This is a genomic window from Cognatishimia sp. SS12 (genome assembly GCF_028369055.1).
In the GTDB taxonomy this organism is placed as follows: domain Bacteria; phylum Pseudomonadota; class Alphaproteobacteria; order Rhodobacterales; family Rhodobacteraceae; genus Cognatishimia.
Genome location: NZ_JAQNCZ010000003.1, coordinates 134,289 through 151,582 on the forward strand (window position 1 = coordinate 134,289; position 17,294 = coordinate 151,582).

Genomic DNA, 17,294 nt, shown 5'->3' on the forward strand with positions numbered 1-17,294 from the left:
CGAAAATTTTCTTAAAGCCGCGACAAAAAGAAAGAGGCCCCTGAAATGGGGCCCCTTTTGATCATATAGCAGTGCTTAGTCCTGCGGGATCACGCGCAGGCCCAGCTCCATGAGCTGATCGCTTAGTGGATCGCTTGGTGCATTCATCATCAGGTCTTCGGCGCGCTGGTTCATGGGGAACAGCATGACCTCGCGAATGTTCTGCTGATCGGCCAGCAGCATCACGATGCGGTCCACACCCGCCGCGCAGCCACCGTGCGGCGGCGCGCCGTATTGGAAGGCGTTCACAAGCGCCCCAAAGCGCTTTTCGACTTCATCCTTGCCATAGCCCGCAAGTTCAAAGGCCTTGTACATGATATCCAGCTTGTGGTTTCGGATCGCGCCAGAGACCAGCTCATAGCCGTTACAGGCCAGGTCATACTGATAGCCTTTGACTGCCAGAGGATCGCCCAGCAGCGCCTCCATCCCGCCTTGCGGCATCGAGAACGGGTTGTGTTCAAAGTCGATCTTGCCGGTTTCTTCGTCTTGCTCATAGATCGGGAAATCAACGATCCAGGCAAAGGCAAAGCGGTCCTTGTCCGTGAGGCCAAGTTCTTCGCCGATCACATTGCGGGCGCGGCCTGCGACGGCTTCGAATGATTTTGGCTTGCCGCCCAGGAAAAAGGCTGCATCGCCCACGCCCAGACCCAGTTGCTGGCGAATTGCTTCGGTGCGCTCAGGGCCAATGTTTTTCGCAAGCGGGCCAGCGGCTTCATGGGGACCAAAATATGCGGAAATCAAGAACTCAGCTTCGCTTTCTTGACCGTTAGCTATGTGCTCCGCAATTCGGCTTTCAACTTCGGCCCGTTGTTCAGCAGAAAGCTGGCCATTCATTCTTTCGCCAAATTCCTCGACAACATCAGCAAGAGCTTTTCGACCTTCTGGACCAGAGAACATCGCTACAGCCGCTCCGGCTAAAGCTGCTATTCCTTCGATATTTGACACCGTGCCAGCTTTTACTCGTTCGGCAAAACCACCAACTGCATCGTTTCGATCGCGCCAGAAAATATACCCCATTCCCGGCAGACCTTCGGCTTGCGCGAATTTGTTCATGCGGTCGCAGAATTTGCGCGAGCCGCCGGTGGGCGCTGGGATGGCGCGAATTTCGGTGCCCTCTTGTTCCAGCAGCTTGGCGAAGATCGCAAAGCCGGAACCGGCGAAATGTTCGGACACGATCTGCATTTCGATCGGGTTGCGCAGGTCCGGCTTGTCAGAGCCGTATTTCAGCGCCGCGTCCTTATAGGAAATCTGCGGCCAATCGCCGGGCGCATCCACCTTGCGGCCACCGCCGAATTCTTCGAACACGCCCGCCAGAACCGGCGCGATGGTGTCAAAGACGTCCTGCTGCTCAACAAAGCTCATTTCCATGTCGAGCTGGTAGAAATCGGTGGGCGAGCGGTCCGCGCGCGGGTCTTCGTCGCGGAAACACGGCGCAATCTGGAAATACTTGTCAAAGCCCGCGACCATCATCAGCTGTTTGAACTGCTGCGGGGCCTGTGGCAGCGCGTAGAATTTGCCCGGATGCAGCCGCGAGGGGACCAGAAAATCGCGCGCGCCTTCGGGGGAGGACGCGGTGATGATCGGCGTCTGATATTCGCGGAAGTCCAGATCCCACATGCGTTTGCGCATCGACATCACAACGTCAGAGCGCAGCTTCATGTTTTTCTGCATCTGCTCACGGCGCAGATCAAGGAAGCGGTACTTGAGGCGGGTTTCTTCAGGGTATTCCTGATCACCAAACACCATCAGCGGCAGCTCATCGGCTTTGCCCAAGACTTCAAGGTCACGAATAAAGACTTCGACTTCGCCGGTTGGGATATTCGCATTCACCAGGCTTTCATCACGTGCCAGCACGTTGCCGTCGATACGAATACACCACTCAGAGCGTACTTTTTCCAGCTCGGCAAACACCGGGCTGTCCGGGTCGGCCATCACCTGCGTCACGCCATAGTGGTCGCGCAGGTCGATGAACAAAAGGCCCCCGTGGTCACGAATACGGTGTACCCAACCGGAAAGGCGCACCGTGTCGCCGACGTTGGATTTGTTCAGCTCTGCACAGGTGTGGCTGCGGTAAGCGTGCGTCTGGTCTGCCATGTATCAGGGCCTTTCATCGGGCATGTCGCAAGGCGCGCCGAAAGCGCGCGAAATCAGTCTGGGGTGATACACCTTTTGTCGCCGCCAAAGTCAAGCGGTGTCTGCGGTCCGATTCGGGGGCCATGGCCGCTTTGCAACGCTCAGAAACCTCCAAGCATCGAAAAACTTTACAAAAAGGGGGTCTCTCCGGCAGACTTGTCTTGAGGGGCCGTCGCAGGCTGATGGCGACAATGGAGGGGACGTATGTGGACGGGTCTGTTCCTACGCATGATGCAGCGCATGATCAAACGAGGGGCGCTGACACTCACCATGCCTGATGGGCAGGTGCATTCTTTTGGCAATGGCCGCCAGCATGTGGCGGTCACTTTGCATGATCCGAGCCTGCCAAGGCGTATCGTTCTGAACCCGGAATTGGCCGTGGGAGAAGGGTATACTGACGGCACGCTGACAATTGAAAATGACGATCTTTATGGTTTCTTGACGCTGGGCATCCGCAATTTTTCTCTGGGCGAGGGCCATGGCGCAGAACGGTATATTGCGCCCCTGCTCAAGCGGTTTCAACAATTCAACCCCATGGGCCGCGCGAAGGACAATGTTGCCCATCACTATGATCTGTCCGGGGCGCTTTACGATCTGTTTCTGGATGCCGACAAGCAATATTCCTGCGCCTATTTCCCCCGCCCGGACATGACGCTGGAAGAGGCCCAGGCCGCGAAAAAAGCGCATATCGCCCGAAAACTCCGCCTTGAGCCTGACATGCATGTGCTGGACATCGGCTGTGGCTGGGGCGGAATGGCGTTGACCCTGGCGCAGGATTTCGGCGTGCGTGTCACCGGGGTCACATTGTCAGAGGAACAACATGCGGTTGCGAGCGCGCGCGTGCGCGACGCAGGGCTTGAGGGGCGCGTTTCCATAGAACTCAAAGATTATCGCACGCTGAACACCCGCTTTGATCGCATTGTTTCGGTTGGCATGTTCGAACATGTCGGCGTGCCGCACTACCGTGAATATTTCGATCACGTGCGCACGATGCTGGGCGCCGATGGTGTCGCGCTGATCCACACGATTGGCCGCGCGGCGCCGCCGTCACGCACCAGCCCCTGGATCAACAAATATATCTTTCCCGGTGGCTACGTGCCCGCAATGAGCGAATGCCTGAAGGCCATCGAAAAAGAAAGACTTTGGGTCACGGACGTGGAGGTCTGGCGGCTGCATTATGCGGAAACGCTGAAACATTGGCATGATCGGTTCGTCGCGCATATTGACGAGGCCGAGGCGCTTTATGATGCGCGGTTTTGCCGGATGTGGCGGTTTTATCTGGTCGCAAGCGAATTGACTTTTCGTCTGCACCGGCAATGCGTCTTTCAGTTTCAACTCGCGCGGCAACAGGACGGCGTGCCGCTGACCCGCGACTATCTTTATCGCGACAGCGCAGATCCCCAGCAGCAAGCGGCGCAATAGCTCAGAACGGCCGCACAACATTGCCGGAATAAAAGAACACGCCCAGCCCCACGCCAAACAGGATAATTCCGGCGATGGAATGCAGGATAACCGCCATCAGAAAGCTGCGCCGCACCTGATAAGCCCAGGCAAACACAAAGCCACCGACAAAGGTCATGATGGTGACAATCACGCTCCAATACATCAGATGGGCAAACGCAAAGACGGCGGCATTGAACACCAACATGCCGCGCCCATCCGGCAGAATGGGATTGTAGCGGCCAAAGAACAGCGGCCGAAAAATCAGCTCCTGCGGCAGCGCCGAAAGCGGCGGATAAAGCAGCGCGATCATCAGCATCAAACCGGGGTTGCTGGCCAGGGGTTCAAACGCGGCATGTGGCGCAAAAAGGTATATGGTCAGCAGGCTTGAGGTCAGCACAAAAGCCGTAAACCCCAACACCTCATACGGGCGCACGCGGCTCAGGCCCCGAAACAACCATTTCCAGCGAAACCCCCGGCTGTGGTGCAGCAAAAACAGCCCCAGCGCCGTCAGCAAAAACAACGCCGGAAACATCACGGTCGGCGGCAACACCACGGCAATAAAGGCGGGCGTTGCAAGATAGAGAAGCAGAAATTCCAAGCGCAGCTGAAGTTTGCTGGGCCGGCGCAGATCAACCATGGACATGTCCGCTTGATGAAGGCCTCGTCAGGGGTGCAAGGTTGATTTAATCAGCCCACGCAGCGAATTGCCAACATGGATTTCACGCGCGCTGTGCAAATCCTCTCGGCCCAGCACCTGTTCTTGCACCCGCCCTTCATGGATCAGCCGCTGGCGCAGCACGCCCGGCAACAGTCCAGAGCTGAGGGGCGGCGTCACCATTTGCCCGTCGGCGCGTGTGAGGAAGAGATTGGTAATTGTCCCCTCGCACAGCTCATCACGTTCATTGAGAAACAGCAGCTCGTCCACACCCTTGGGCAGCGCGCTGCGCGCCGCATCGTAAAGCGCCCGCTGTGTGGATTTATGGGCCAGCCAAGGGTCCGCAGACGCCAGCCGCATGTCAGCGATCGCGATGTGCCATGGGCCGGTGACCGCCGTAAGCGGCGCGCTGGTAAAGCCAAAGCCTTCATCGCCAAGGGTCAGGCGGCAACGCAGCGGCGCATCGCCGGACACATCTATTTCATATAGCGCGCGCGCCTCATCATAGGCAAAGTCCAGTGCCTTAGCAGAGTGCGCCATCCGCGCCAGATGCAGATCCAAATTGCGAAACCCACGGGTGGGATCCCAGCCAAAGGTTTCGATCAGCTGCGTGTCACTTGGAACTTGGCCGCGTAGCGCGCTTTCCATAGGGCTTCCTCATATTCGGACGCGGCCGTGCTATCCCAGACAACGCCGCCGCCCACGTTCAGCGTGGCCTTGCCATCTTCGGCCATGATCGTGCGGATCGCCACGTTAAAATTGCTGCGCCCATCCGGGGCGGCCCACCCGATGCTGCCGCAATAAATGTCGCGCGGCCACGGCTCCAGCGCACGCAGAATCTGCATCGCCCTCAGCTTGGGCGCGCCGGTGATCGACCCGCAGGGAAACAGCGCCCGAAAGATATCGGAAATGCCACTGTCCGGGCGCAGCTGTGCCTGCACGAGCGAAACCATTTGGTGCACCGTGGCATAGCTTTCGATCTTAAAGAGTTCTGGTACGTTCACGCTGCCGAGCTCGGCGACGCGGCTGATGTCATTGCGCAGCAGATCCACGATCATCAGGTTTTCGGCGCGGTTTTTCTCGTCACCTTGCAGCCAGGTCTTGCGGCGGTCATCCTCTGCCTGATCGTCACTGCGTGGCTGGGTGCCTTTCATGGGGCGCGTTTCAATCACCCCCGCGCTGCTGGTGCGAAAGAACAACTCGGGCGAACGGCTAAGCAGATCGGGCAAACCGTCTTGCAGAACCAACGCCCCCTGCCCGACGGGCTGCCGGGTGCTGAGGGCAGCATAAAGCGCCTCAGAGCTGCCAGTATACTCCGCTTGCATCGGAAAGGTCAGATTGGCCTGATAGATATCCCCGGCGCCGATATAGGCATTCACCTCTTCAAAGGCCGTGCGATAGCGCGCCTCATTCCATTGTGGCACCGGATCTGACAGGCTGGCAGTGCCATGCTGCAATGCCCGCAACTGCGGTGCAGAATAGACGCCAAAACACAACAGCGGCAGACGACGATCCTGGGGCATCAGCGGCGCAAGCCGGTCCTCAAGGGCGTAGCCAAGCTCATAACTTGCATAACCCGCAAGCCATGTACCGCGCGCGCGCGCTTCGTCCAGGGCGGCCAGCGCCTGCGGCACCTCATCGGTCGTGCGGGCCATGATCAGCTGATCGGGGTTATCAAACCACGTTCCTGCGCCCATTGGGCCCTGATCAAAGCGAATCTGCACGTTCTATTCCCTGTTTCTTCAAGGCTCTGATATACGCCGGGTTGCACAGCGGCGCAGCCCGGAAATCTTAAATTGTCCGGCTTTGGAGAATTTTACCGAAATCAAAGGCAAAATCCGGCTCGCTCCCTCCGGGGGCCGAGAAAAACCACGCGCCCCCTTGCACCTTGCCTTCTGATGTCTATAACCCACGACAATTTGCGCACGCGGCGAGTCTGCTCCGCCCCTATCCGAGGTCTGCCATGCCAAAAAGAACCGACATCCAATCCATCATGATCATCGGCGCCGGCCCCATCGTTATCGGCCAAGCCTGTGAATTTGACTACTCTGGCGCACAGGCCTGTAAGGCGCTGCGCGAAGAAGGGTATCGCGTCATTCTGGTCAACAGCAACCCGGCCACGATCATGACCGACCCGGGCCTCGCGGACGCCACCTATATTGAACCAATCACCCCAGAGGTGGTTGCAAAGATCATCGAAAAAGAACGCCCCGACGCGCTGCTGCCGACCATGGGGGGCCAGACCGGCCTCAACACCTCGCTTGCGCTTGAGGAAATGGGCGTGCTGGAACAATTCGGCGTTGAAATGATCGGCGCGACCCGCGACGCGATTGAAATGGCCGAAGATCGCAAACTCTTCCGCGAAGCGATGGATCGTCTGGGCATCGAAAACCCGCGCGCCTCGATTGTGACCGCGCCCAAGAAAGACAATGGCGACGCGGATCTGGACGAAGGCATCCGCCTCGCGCTGGAAGAGCTGGAAGACATCGGCCTGCCCGCCATCATTCGCCCGGCCTTTACCATGGGCGGCACCGGCGGCGGCGTGGCCTATAACCGCGAAGATTACATCCACTTCTGCCGCACCGGCATGGATGCATCGCCCGTGAACCAGATCTTGGTCGATGAAAGCCTGCTGGGCTGGAAAGAATACGAAATGGAAGTTGTGCGCGACAAAGCGGACAATGCCATTATCGTCTGCTCGATTGAAAACGTGGACCCGATGGGCGTGCACACCGGGGATTCGATCACCGTAGCACCGGCGCTGACCCTGACTGACAAAGAATATCAGATCATGCGCAACCACTCGATCGCGGTCCTGCGCGAAATCGGCGTGGAAACCGGCGGCTCCAACGTGCAATGGGCGGTGAACCCAGCCGATGGCCGCATGGTTGTGATCGAGATGAACCCGCGCGTCAGCCGTTCTTCTGCGCTGGCCTCCAAAGCGACCGGCTTCCCGATTGCCAAGATCGCGGCGAAACTGGCCGTGGGCTTCACGCTGGATGAGCTGGACAACGACATCACCAAAGTGACCCCCGCGTCCTTTGAGCCAACCATTGACTATGTCGTCACCAAAATCCCGAAATTTGCCTTTGAAAAATTCCCCGGCTCAGAACCCTATCTGACCACGGCGATGAAATCAGTCGGCGAAGCGATGGCGATTGGCCGCACGATCCATGAGTCCATGCAAAAAGCGTTGGCCTCGATGGAAAGCGGCCTGACCGGCTTTGACGAGATTGAGATCGAAGGCGCGCCAGAGAAAACCGCCATCATCAAAGCCCTCTCGCAACAGACCCCGGACCGTATCCGTGTGATTGCACAGGCCATGCGCCTTGGGCTGACCAACGATGAAATCCATAACGTCACCATGTTTGACCCTTGGTTCCTGGATCGCATCCGCGAAATCATCGACGCCGAAGAAGACGTTCGCAAGAACGGCTTGCCGCTGGAAGAAAAAGGCCTGCGTCACCTCAAGATGATGGGCTTTACCGATGCACGTCTGGCCAAGCTGACCGGCCGCGACGAAGCCAATGTGCGCCGCGCCCGCCAGAACTTGGGTGTGAAAGCCGTCTTCAAACGCATCGACACCTGCGCCGCAGAATTTGAGGCGCAAACGCCCTACATGTATTCCACCTACGAAGCGCCCGTCTTTGACGAGGTGGAATGCGAGGCGCGCCCCTCAGACCGCAAGAAGGTCGTTATTCTTGGCGGTGGCCCGAACCGGATTGGTCAGGGGATCGAGTTTGACTATTGCTGCTGTCACGCCTGCTATGCGCTGACAGACGCTGGCTATGAAACCATCATGATCAACTGTAACCCGGAAACGGTTTCGACAGATTATGACACCTCGGATCGCCTGTATTTTGAACCGCTGACGCTGGAACATGTGCTGGAAATCCTCCGGGTTGAGCAAGAAGCCGGCACGCTGCACGGCGTTGTGGTGCAATTTGGCGGCCAGACACCGCTGAAACTGGCCAACGCGCTGGAAGAGGCGGGCATTCCGATCCTCGGGACCTCGCCCGACGCGATTGACCTGGCCGAAGATCGCGAACGTTTCCAGGCGCTGGTCAACAAGCTGGGTCTGAAGCAGCCGCACAACGGCATCGCTTCGACCGACGCACAAGCCCTTGAGATTGCGCAAGATATCGGCTTCCCGCTGGTGATCCGTCCGTCCTATGTTCTGGGCGGCCGCGCGATGGAAATCGTGCGCGATATGGCGCAGCTGGAACGTTACATCAAAGAAGCTGTGGTGGTGTCGGGCGACAGCCCGGTGCTGCTGGACAATTATCTTGATGGCGCAACCGAGCTGGATGTCGACGCGCTCTGCGATGGCAAGAACGTGCATATCGCGGGTATCATGCAGCACATCGAAGAAGCGGGCGTTCACTCGGGCGACTCGGCCTGTTCGCTGCCGCCCTACAGCCTGTCTGCGGATATCATTGCCGAAATCAAAAGTCAGACCAACGCACTGGCGCTGGCGCTGAACGTGGTTGGCCTGATGAACATTCAGTTCGCGGTCAAAGACGGCGAGATTTACCTGATCGAGGTGAACCCGCGCGCCTCGCGCACCGTGCCTTTCGTGGCCAAAGCGACCGACAGCGCCATCGCCTCGATCGCCGCTCGCCTGATGGCGGGTGAACCGCTCAGCAACTTCCCTGAGCGCCCGCCATATGACGAAGGGGCCGACATCAGCGCGCCGCAGCCGATTGCGGACCAGATGACCCTTGCTGACCCGATGATGCCTTGGTTCTCGGTGAAAGAGGCCGTGATGCCATTCAACCGCTTCCCCGGTGTGGACACGATCCTTGGCCCGGAAATGCGCTCAACCGGCGAAGTCATGGGCTGGGACCGCGATTTTGCCACCGCCTTCCTCAAGGCGCAGATGGGCGCAGGGATGAAGCTGCCAAACGAAGGCAAAGTTTTCCTGTCGATCAAGGATGCGGACAAGACCGCAATGATGCTCGACGCCGCCAATCTTTTGATTGAACTGGGGTTCACCATCATGGCGACGTCGGGCACCGCCGGCTGGCTGAAAGAACAGGGTGTGACCTGTGAGCAGATCAACAAGGTCTATGAAGGGCGTCCAAACATTGTGGATGTGCTGAAGAACGGTGAAATCGCGCTGGTGATGAACACCACCGAAGGCGCGCAGGCGGTCGAAGACAGCCGCGACATCCGCGCCGTGACCCTGAATGACAGGATCCCTTATTTCACCACGGCCGCAGGCGCGCATTCTGCCGCGCTGGCGATCAAGGCCCAGAAAGAGGGTGTGCTGGAAGTGCGCGCGCTGCAAGGCTGATCGTTCTCAGATCCAAGATTAGAAAAACGCGCCTTCGGGCGCGTTTTTTCGTTTAGGGGGCATAGCTGAGCAGCCGCACCAAGATAGGCACCGGTGCCACTGCCACCGCTGTGGCCAAGCAAAAGCCCAACGGCGAATAGAGCCGCGACAGCCCGGCCAACAGCGACAGCCCCCCACCGCCGCCCAGCACTGCGTTGCCCGGCACGTTCAGAGCCAGCACCAGCGTCAGATACCGATTTCTCAGAAGCAACGGCAGTATGCGCCCTTTGGCATGCGTACTCAAAAATTCATGGCGCGCCGCGATATCCATATCCTCGGTGCGCTGCACAAGAACGGCGGCCCGCTTTAGACCAAGCGCCAGAAACAGGTTCTGGATCGCAGACCTTGGCAGCAGATACCCGGCAAAGAACGCGATCCACAGGGCGGCCAGCATGCAAAGATAGACGAGCAACGCGATGCGGCTGCCAAAGACCATCATCAAAGCAAAACCGATCTCCGCCCCCGGCACAAAAGGCATGGCAGAGGTCAACACAAAAAGCGCCGCAACACTCAGCACCATGGGCGAGTAAATCTCCCCTCCCGGCCCCGGCACCGCAATCCAACTCGAAAGGATCTGCCCCAAAAAATATCCGCCGCCCAGCAAAGCGGCATAACCGGCAACGGCCCAGATCCAATGTCTTTTCATACCTCAAACCTAGCGCAGAAAACGCGCCGCAGGCGAGCACTCATTAGGGGGTGGCGCGACGCAACGCATATGTCACCCCGGCCAGGACAAGGAGCGTTGCCACGATCAATCGCGCAGTCACCGGCTCTGCCAGCAGCACAAGCCCGCCTAGTGTCGCCAGCACCGGCACGGTCAACTGGATCACCGCCGCGCGGCTGGCCCCAAGCGCGGGCAGCACCGCATACCACAGCGCATAACCCAGCCCCGAGGTCACGATACCCGAAAGCGCCGCCAGTGCCGCGCCATAGGCTGTCACCGTGCCCAAGGCCGCAAAGGGCAGCAGCAATAGCCCCAGCGGCACCGCACACAGGAAATTCAACGCCGTGCCGCCGGTCGCGTCCGGCTCCTGCCGGCCCGCCAGTGAATAGAGCCCCCAGCCGACCCCAGCCGCAATCATCGCCAGCAGATGCACCGGCGAATGCGCCGCGGTTTCGGTGGGCCACAGCAGCCAGAGCAGCCCAGCAAAGGCCACGCTCGCGCCCACCCAGCGGGCGCGCGGCAGTGCCTCGCCGCCCAGAACAGCCGCAATAAACATGGTGATCTGCACCGTTCCGAACAGCAAAAGCGCGCCGACGCCTGCGTCAAGCCGCACATAGGCCAGCGAAAACCCAAAGAGATAGAGCAGAAGAGCCAGGCTCCCGACCCAGCGCCGCCGCCCGCCAAACACCACAGGCTTGCCGCGCAACAAAAGCAGCGCCCCCAGTGCCAGCGCGCCGGTCACAAGGCGGATGATCGCAAACAGCACCGCATCCATCCCCACCTCTGTCAGTGCCAGACGGTTGAGAACGGAATTGGCCGCAAAAGCGAGCATGGTCAGCGAGGTGAGCAGGAAAAGGCGCATGGGGTCAATCACTTGTTTGCCCGACCCTGCGCCAGAGCCTTGCGGCGCACAAGCCCAAGATGCCTGCGCAGCGCTCACAATCACGCCAGCGGCACCTGCGCATAAAAAAGGGGCCGCGCCAGGCGCGACCCCAAATCTTCCAGACGGAAGGCGATGATTACATCATGCCGCCCATGCCGCCCATGTCAGGCATTGCGGGTGCGCCGCCGCCATCTTTGGATGGTTTGTCTGCGATCATGGCTTCTGTTGTGATCAACAGGCCAGCGATCGATGCCGCATCTTCCAGTGCAGTCCGTGTCACTTTGGCTGGGTCGATCACACCAAAGGAGAACATGTCGCCATATTCTTCGGTCTGCGCGTTAAAGCCAAATGCAGTGTCGTCGCTTTCGCGCACTTTGCCAGCAACAACCGCACCGTCAACACCCGCGTTCTCAGCGATCTGGCGCAGAGGCGCTTCGATGGCTTTGGAAACGATCTTGATGCCGGCGTCTTGGTCAGCGTTTGCACCTTTCAGGGATGCCAGCGCTTTGCCAGCCTGAACCAGCGCAACACCACCACCAACGATAACACCTTCTTGAACCGCAGCGCGGGTCGCGTTCAGAGCATCATCAACGCGGTCTTTGCGTTCTTTCACTTCGACTTCGGTCATGCCGCCAACGCGGATCACAGCAACACCGCCTGCCAGTTTGGCAACGCGCTCTTGCAGTTTTTCACGGTCGTAGTCGGAAGTTGTTTCTTCGATCTGTGTGCGGATCTGGCTGACGCGCGCTTCGATTTCAGCTTTGTTACCAGCGCCGTCCACAACAGTGGTTTCGTCTTTGGTGATGGTCACTTTCTTCGCAGTGCCCAGCATGTCCATTGTTACGGACTCAAGCTTCATGCCCAGATCTTCGGAGATCACTTGACCGCCGGTCAGGATCGCGATGTCTTGCAGCATTGCTTTACGACGATCGCCGAAACCAGGTGCTTTCACTGCTGCGATTTTCAGACCGCCGCGCAGTTTGTTCACAACCAGAGTTGCCAGCGCTTCGCCTTCAACATCTTCAGCGATGATCAGCAGAGGCTTCTGAGATTGGATCACTTGCTCCAGCAGTGGAACCATCGGCTGCAAAGAAGACAGTTTCTTCTCGTGCAACAAGATCATGCAGTCTTCGAGGTCAGCAACCATTTTGTCAGGGTTGGTGACAAAGTAAGGGGACAGGAAGCCGCGGTCGAACTGCATGCCTTCAACAACATCGGTTTCTGTTTCCAGACCTTTGTTCTCTTCGACAGTGATCACGCCTTCGTTGCCAACTTTTTGCATCGCGTCTGCGATTTGCTGACCGATTTCTGCTTCGCCGTTTGCGGAGATTGTACCAACCTGAGCAACTTCAGCAGAATCTTTCACTTCGCGCGCTGCGTCTTTGATGCCCTGAACAACAGTTGCTGTCGCCAGATCGATGCCGCGCTTCAGATCCATTGGGTTCAGGCCAGCAGCAACCTGCTTCAGACCTTCTTTGACGATGGCTTGCGCCAGAACAGTCGCGGTTGTTGTACCGTCGCCTGCTTCGTCGTTGGTGCGAGAGGCTACTTCTTTCACCATCTGTGCGCCCATGTTTTCGAACTTGTCTTCCAGTTCGATTTCCTTGGCAACAGAGACACCGTCTTTGGTGATACGTGGTGCGCCAAAGGATTTGTCCAGCACAACGTTACGGCCTTTTGGGCCCAGAGTGACTTTTACTGCGTCCGCAAGAACGTTGACGCCGCGCAGCATTGCATTACGCGCATCGGTGTCAAATTTGACTTCCTTAGCCATTGTAATAGCTCCTAAATCTTAGAAATTCGTTGGGTGTTCAGGATCGCGATATCAGGACAGGATGCCCATGATGTCGGATTCTTTCATGATCAGCAGCTCTTCACCATCAACGGTGACTTCAGTGCCGGACCATTTGCCGAACAGAACTTTGTCGCCTGCGGAAACGGCTGGTGCGATCAGCTCGCCGCTGTCTTTGCGGGCGCCTTCGCCAACAGAAACAACTTCGCCTTCAGCAGGTTTTTCTTTTGCGCTATCAGGAATGATAAGGCCGCCTGCGGTTTTCTCTTCGCTTTCGGTGCGACGAACCAGCACGCGGTCATGCAGCGGTGTAAATGCCATTGTTAGGTTTCCCTATTTCAGTTTCTCCCTCACTCCGAGCGGAGCGATTAGCACTCCCTTCCGGCGAGTGCTAACAGGCGAATAGGTATGGTTGCTTGGGGTCGGAGTCAACACATGTGTCCAAAAATTTGCCGCCCTTTTACACGCCTTTAGGACACCAAAACTGCTGCGCGCTTGATCGATTTGATTTCCAAAAGATCAGGGTAGTGCAACTGCCCCATGGCGACGGTCCATTTGAAGGACACCAAATCCTTATCAGCCGCCATCATGCGATCTTGTCGTGCAAGGTTGGCGATATGAATTTGATACTCCTGCGCCTCTTTAATGATCTGGCGCACGGTGGCAGGCAACATCCGCCGGCCAAGGGTGGTATAGGCCAGGTCATCATCATTCGCCCGGTCAATCGTATCCAGCACAAACGTCTGGTTGATCTGGCGCACAAGGCTGTGCAGCGGGCCATGGCGGCGGAACTTCATCGGATCACGCGCTATCAGGCGCATGAAACCCTGTGGCAGCACCTCAACCAGCCCTAATTTTTCAAGCCGCGCGCCATAATCCTGAACGTCCAGCGGATTTAAGCCATAGATTTGAGAAATATCGCGCGCCGAGAAATCTTCGCGCAAAAGAATGTAGAAATGAAACAGCGATGGATCCGCCGCCAGCGCAGCTTCGGTCTCAATCGGCAAAAAGGCGGGCGCGGTTTGCACCCGTCTGGCGCTTTGCAGCACATCTTCGGGCGGCAGTTCAAGCAGCTCGCACAGCTCAAATAGCCGTGAAACCTTGCAATCACGCTGTGAAAACATACGCTTCACCGAGACTTCGGACAGATCGAGCGCAGCGGCCACATCCGCATAAGTCATGCCGCGTGCTTTCAGCGTGCGTTTTAATACGGCAAAGGCATCTGCCAGTAATCGGTTTTCCATAAACACCAAAAAGTATCGTTATTTGATACCAAGCATGCCATTCATTGAATTTTGGATCAAGATATAGCTAAGTCCAATCATCAACAAGAAAGGATACCCCATGTTCCGCTACGCATTTATTCTTAGCCTTGCGGCCAGCGCCACCCAGGCCTGGGAACTGAACGGTTTTGAGCACCCTGAATCTATTGTTTTGGACAGCGCACAGAACGTACTCTTTGTTTCCAACATCGGTGGCAATCCCACCGAGGCCGATGGCAATGGCTTTATTTCGCGCGTCGCGCCAGACGGCACGCTGATAGATTTGAAATGGGCCACCGGAATGAACGCCCCCAAAGGAATGGCGCTGATGGGCGATCGGTTAATTGTGTCTGACCTGACGCAAATCCACGTGGTGGATGCCACCAGCGGCGCGCTTCTCAGCAGCCATGAGGTCGCGGGCGCACAGTTTCTAAATGATGTGACCGCCACTGCCACCCGCGCCTGGATTTCAGACATGTTCACCGGCGCTATTTACGAATTTGATGGCACTGCCATCACACCTTTCTTTCACGATGCAACCCTGCCCCACCCCAATGGTCTTTGGACCGATGGCACTGACTTGGTTGTCGCCAGCTGGGGCAGCGATATGCAGGCCGATTTTTCGACCAAAGCGCCAGGCGATCTGTTGTCCATCACCCTTGCCGATAAGACCGTCAGCGTCATCGCGCCAGCAATGGGCAATCTTGACGGTATCACCAAGTCTGGCGACAGCTGGATTGTGAATGACTGGATCAGCGGCGAGGTCTTTAAGGTCACAGGCGGCACTGTGGAGACGCTGCTTACCGCGCCTGCGTCAACTGCAGATCTGACAGCAGGAAACGGCGTGCTTTATCTGCCGCATATGTTTGAAAACCGTATTTCGACGGTGGCCTTGGACTAATCTTGGCCTTGTTGCCGCGCCAGCCCTACGGGGCTGGCACAATAAATCCCGCGCGCTGTATTCTCAAACCAACCATAGTGGTTGGCCCGCATAATTGCGGTCGCTGTTGGGGCGGCCACAGCTTTGGCCACGTCTGCACCTTTGCTGGGGCCATTCTTGATCAGATAGGCGAGGCAACGCTCTGCCTCTTGCTGATAGCCGGTCACAATCGGGCCGCGGGTGCCGCCTGCATTCGGATCGCCCTGACGACGGGCAAATTCTTTCAGCAGCGCGCCGCGGCGCGGTTTTGATTTGCGTGGTCGAAATTCCACCGGATCCGCATGCACCTGAACGCTTTGATCAGCCAGATTGACCGAGATTACCCCCAACCCCAACCGCTTGCACAGACCAACGTTGCCTTTAAACGTGCGCCAGCCACTTTTGCCCTTCCAGCGCGGCACCGCCACATAGACCCAATCGCTCAGCTGCTGCCGCGCCACGCCCTGCTGCAACAGCGTTAGGGAAAACCCAGTTTTCAGCTCCACCACCACAGGATCATCTGCGCCGCGCACCGCAACCACATCCGCAGCACCGATCTCTGATTTAACCTCAAACCCCTGCCCCTCGAGCCAGGTTTTCACGGGCGCGTATAAATCGGTTTCCTGCATCTTGCCTCCTGCGGCGAACTTAGCTGCGCGCCGCGCCGCGCGCCAGCCTGCTTCATCTTTTTACAAATACTCTAAATCACCATCCCATCCGCACGCCTGCGCCTTATTGGCAGGGTGACAAGCCCACAAAGCGCTTATATACCGCGCGCAAAAGCACACTCACGAGGACATCCAGATGACCATCCAAGTTTTTGGCCATAAATCCCCCGACACTGATTCCACCGGCTCCCCAATTCTTTGGGCCTGGTACCTGAACGAGATCAAAGGCCAGACTGCTGAGGCCGTTCTGCTGGGCGAGCCGAACACCGAAGCCGCCTTTATGTTGCAACATTGGGACCTGCCAAAGCCCGCGATCATCGACGATGTTGCCGATGACGCGCCGGTTGTGATTGTTGACACCAACAACCCGGCAGAGCTGCCTGCCAATATCAACAATGCCGACATTCAGGCCATCATCGATCACCACAAACTGGTCGGCGGTCTGGAAACCAAAGGCCCAATTGATATCACCGTGCGCCCGCTGGCCTGCACCGCAACCATCATGATCGACCTGATGGGCGATGACGCTGCCAAAATGCCAGATTGGGCCAAAGGCGCGGCGCTGACCTGCATCCTGTCTGACACGCTGGAGTTCCGTTCGCCGACCACCACCGAGCACGATAAAGCGGTTGCTGAAAAGCTGGCGGCAGATCTGGGGCTCAACATTGTCGACTACGCAGCAGAGATGTTTGCGGCGAAATCAGATGTCTCGTCCTTCTCGGATGCTGAACTGCTGCGCATGGACTCAAAAGAATACGAAGTCGACGGCACCAAATTCCGCGTGTCCGTTCTGGAAACCACCGCCCCCGCCGTTGTGCTGGATCGCAAAGCCTCGATCATGGACAGCATGAGCAACGTCGCCGCCGAAGATGGCGTGGATCAGGTTCTGCTGTTTGTCGTGGATATCCTGAACGAAGAGGCCACACTGCTGGTGCCAAACGATCTGGTGAAATCCGTTGCGGAAAAATCCTTTGGGGCCTCTGTTGCGGGCGACGCTGTGGTGCTGCCCGGCATCATGAGCCGCAAGAAACAGATCATTCCGAACTTGAAGGTCTGATCGCGGGTCACACAGCCAATATGCAAAGAGGCGCTCTAGAGCGCCTCTTTTTCTTTGTCGTCCTGCCAAGCATTGCGCTGTGCCTCATGCGCCTGGTGCTCGGCTTGCAAAATGTCGCTGGCGGGCAGATCCTGGATCGCGATACGGCGATCCCGCGGCACAAGATCGTCAAGCTGCAGCGCAAGATACCGCAGACAGCAAACCCGCAGGAAACTGGCGAAATTGCCGATGTCATGCCCTGCATCCACCGACTCGCGATAGAGCCGCTGAAACAGTTGCGGCAGGCTCAGCCCGTCGCGATCGGCAATATCTTCCAGCGTTGACCAGAACCGCGCCTCAAGGCGAACGGACGTGACCATGCCCTCAATCCGGAAAGATCGCGTGTGGCTTTCCCACAATGCGGGGTTCGCATCGATAAACAATTGGCACATGGTCTCCTCCAAA

Annotated in this window: 15 protein-coding genes; 4 read left to right on the top strand and 11 right to left on the bottom strand. The window is 57.8% G+C overall.

Features of this window, described 5'->3' with window-relative positions; all coding sequences use genetic code 11:
* Positions 1 to 75: 75 nt before the first annotated feature.
* The gene (gene aspS / locus N6L24_RS07730; protein ID WP_271844100.1) at positions 76 to 2,133 is read right to left on the bottom strand and encodes an aspartate--tRNA ligase; all 2,058 of its coding nucleotides are present in this window, start codon (positions 2,131 to 2,133) and stop codon (positions 76 to 78) included.
* 243 nt (positions 2,134 to 2,376) lie between these two features.
* Here aspS and N6L24_RS07735 point away from each other — a divergent pair, with 243 nt between their 5' ends.
* Positions 2,377 to 3,594: an SAM-dependent methyltransferase gene (locus tag N6L24_RS07735; RefSeq protein ID WP_271844101.1), complete on the top strand. Its 1,218-nt coding sequence runs from the start codon at positions 2,377 to 2,379 to the stop codon at positions 3,592 to 3,594.
* A 1-nt stretch (position 3,595) separates the two neighbouring features.
* On the opposite strand, the gene N6L24_RS07740 is transcribed toward N6L24_RS07735, so the two are convergent.
* From N6L24_RS07740 to N6L24_RS07750, 3 genes are read right to left on the bottom strand one after another with little or no spacing between them, the layout of a single operon-like run.
* Positions 3,596 to 4,252: a CPBP family intramembrane glutamic endopeptidase gene (locus N6L24_RS07740; RefSeq protein ID WP_271844102.1), complete on the bottom strand. Its 657-nt coding sequence runs from the start codon at positions 4,250 to 4,252 to the stop codon at positions 3,596 to 3,598.
* Positions 4,253 to 4,279: 27 nt separating this feature from the next.
* Positions 4,280 to 4,918, bottom strand: a complete 639-nt coding sequence (locus N6L24_RS07745) for an aminotransferase class IV family protein (RefSeq protein WP_271844103.1) — start codon at positions 4,916 to 4,918, stop codon at positions 4,280 to 4,282.
* On the bottom strand, positions 4,873 to 5,994 hold the full coding sequence (locus tag N6L24_RS07750; RefSeq protein WP_271844104.1) for an aminodeoxychorismate synthase component I: 1,122 nt from the start codon (positions 5,992 to 5,994) through the stop codon (positions 4,873 to 4,875). The genes N6L24_RS07745 and N6L24_RS07750 overlap by 46 nt, the downstream gene beginning before the upstream one ends.
* 239 nt (positions 5,995 to 6,233) lie before the next feature.
* On the opposite strand from N6L24_RS07750, the gene carB reads away from it, so the two are divergent.
* The gene (carB, locus tag N6L24_RS07755; protein WP_271844105.1) at positions 6,234 to 9,566 is read left to right on the top strand and encodes a carbamoyl-phosphate synthase large subunit; all 3,333 of its coding nucleotides are present in this window, start codon (positions 6,234 to 6,236) and stop codon (positions 9,564 to 9,566) included.
* 52 nt (positions 9,567 to 9,618) lie between these two features.
* Here carB and N6L24_RS07760 read toward each other — a convergent pair whose 3' ends face one another.
* The 5 genes from N6L24_RS07760 to N6L24_RS07780 form a co-directional block, all read right to left on the bottom strand.
* The gene (locus N6L24_RS07760) at positions 9,619 to 10,251 is read right to left on the bottom strand and encodes a hypothetical protein (RefSeq protein ID WP_271844106.1); all 633 of its coding nucleotides are present in this window, start codon (positions 10,249 to 10,251) and stop codon (positions 9,619 to 9,621) included.
* Between the two features lie 43 nt (positions 10,252 to 10,294).
* The gene (locus N6L24_RS07765; RefSeq protein ID WP_334312318.1) at positions 10,295 to 11,215 is read right to left on the bottom strand and encodes a DMT family transporter; all 921 of its coding nucleotides are present in this window, start codon (positions 11,213 to 11,215) and stop codon (positions 10,295 to 10,297) included.
* 73 nt (positions 11,216 to 11,288) lie between these two features.
* On the bottom strand, positions 11,289 to 12,926 hold the full coding sequence (gene groL / locus N6L24_RS07770) for a chaperonin GroEL (protein ID WP_271844107.1): 1,638 nt from the start codon (positions 12,924 to 12,926) through the stop codon (positions 11,289 to 11,291).
* 51 nt (positions 12,927 to 12,977) lie between these two features.
* A complete protein-coding gene (locus N6L24_RS07775) occupies positions 12,978 to 13,265 on the bottom strand; it encodes a co-chaperone GroES (protein ID WP_271844108.1) in 288 nt (95 codons plus the stop codon).
* Between the two features lie 149 nt (positions 13,266 to 13,414).
* A complete protein-coding gene (locus tag N6L24_RS07780) occupies positions 13,415 to 14,188 on the bottom strand; it encodes a helix-turn-helix domain-containing protein (protein ID WP_271844109.1) in 774 nt (257 codons plus the stop codon).
* A gap of 100 nt (positions 14,189 to 14,288) precedes the next feature.
* On the opposite strand from N6L24_RS07780, the gene N6L24_RS07785 reads away from it, so the two are divergent.
* Positions 14,289 to 15,107 carry an SMP-30/gluconolactonase/LRE family protein gene (locus N6L24_RS07785; RefSeq protein WP_271844110.1) on the top strand — a complete coding sequence of 273 codons (819 nt, stop codon included), beginning with the start codon at positions 14,289 to 14,291 and terminating at the stop codon, positions 15,105 to 15,107.
* Here the strand turns inward: N6L24_RS07785 and N6L24_RS07790 are convergent.
* Complete coding sequence (locus N6L24_RS07790) at positions 15,104 to 15,754, bottom strand: DUF2161 domain-containing phosphodiesterase (protein WP_271844111.1); 651 nt, start codon at positions 15,752 to 15,754, stop codon at positions 15,104 to 15,106. The genes N6L24_RS07785 and N6L24_RS07790 overlap by 4 nt on opposite strands.
* A 175-nt stretch (positions 15,755 to 15,929) precedes the next feature.
* Here N6L24_RS07790 and N6L24_RS07795 point away from each other — a divergent pair, with 175 nt between their 5' ends.
* The gene (locus N6L24_RS07795; RefSeq protein ID WP_271844112.1) at positions 15,930 to 16,850 is read left to right on the top strand and encodes a manganese-dependent inorganic pyrophosphatase; all 921 of its coding nucleotides are present in this window, start codon (positions 15,930 to 15,932) and stop codon (positions 16,848 to 16,850) included.
* 35 nt (positions 16,851 to 16,885) lie between these two features.
* On the opposite strand, the gene N6L24_RS07800 is transcribed toward N6L24_RS07795, so the two are convergent.
* The gene (locus tag N6L24_RS07800) at positions 16,886 to 17,281 is read right to left on the bottom strand and encodes a ribbon-helix-helix domain-containing protein (RefSeq protein ID WP_271844113.1); all 396 of its coding nucleotides are present in this window, start codon (positions 17,279 to 17,281) and stop codon (positions 16,886 to 16,888) included.
* Positions 17,282 to 17,294: the final 13 nt, after the last annotated feature.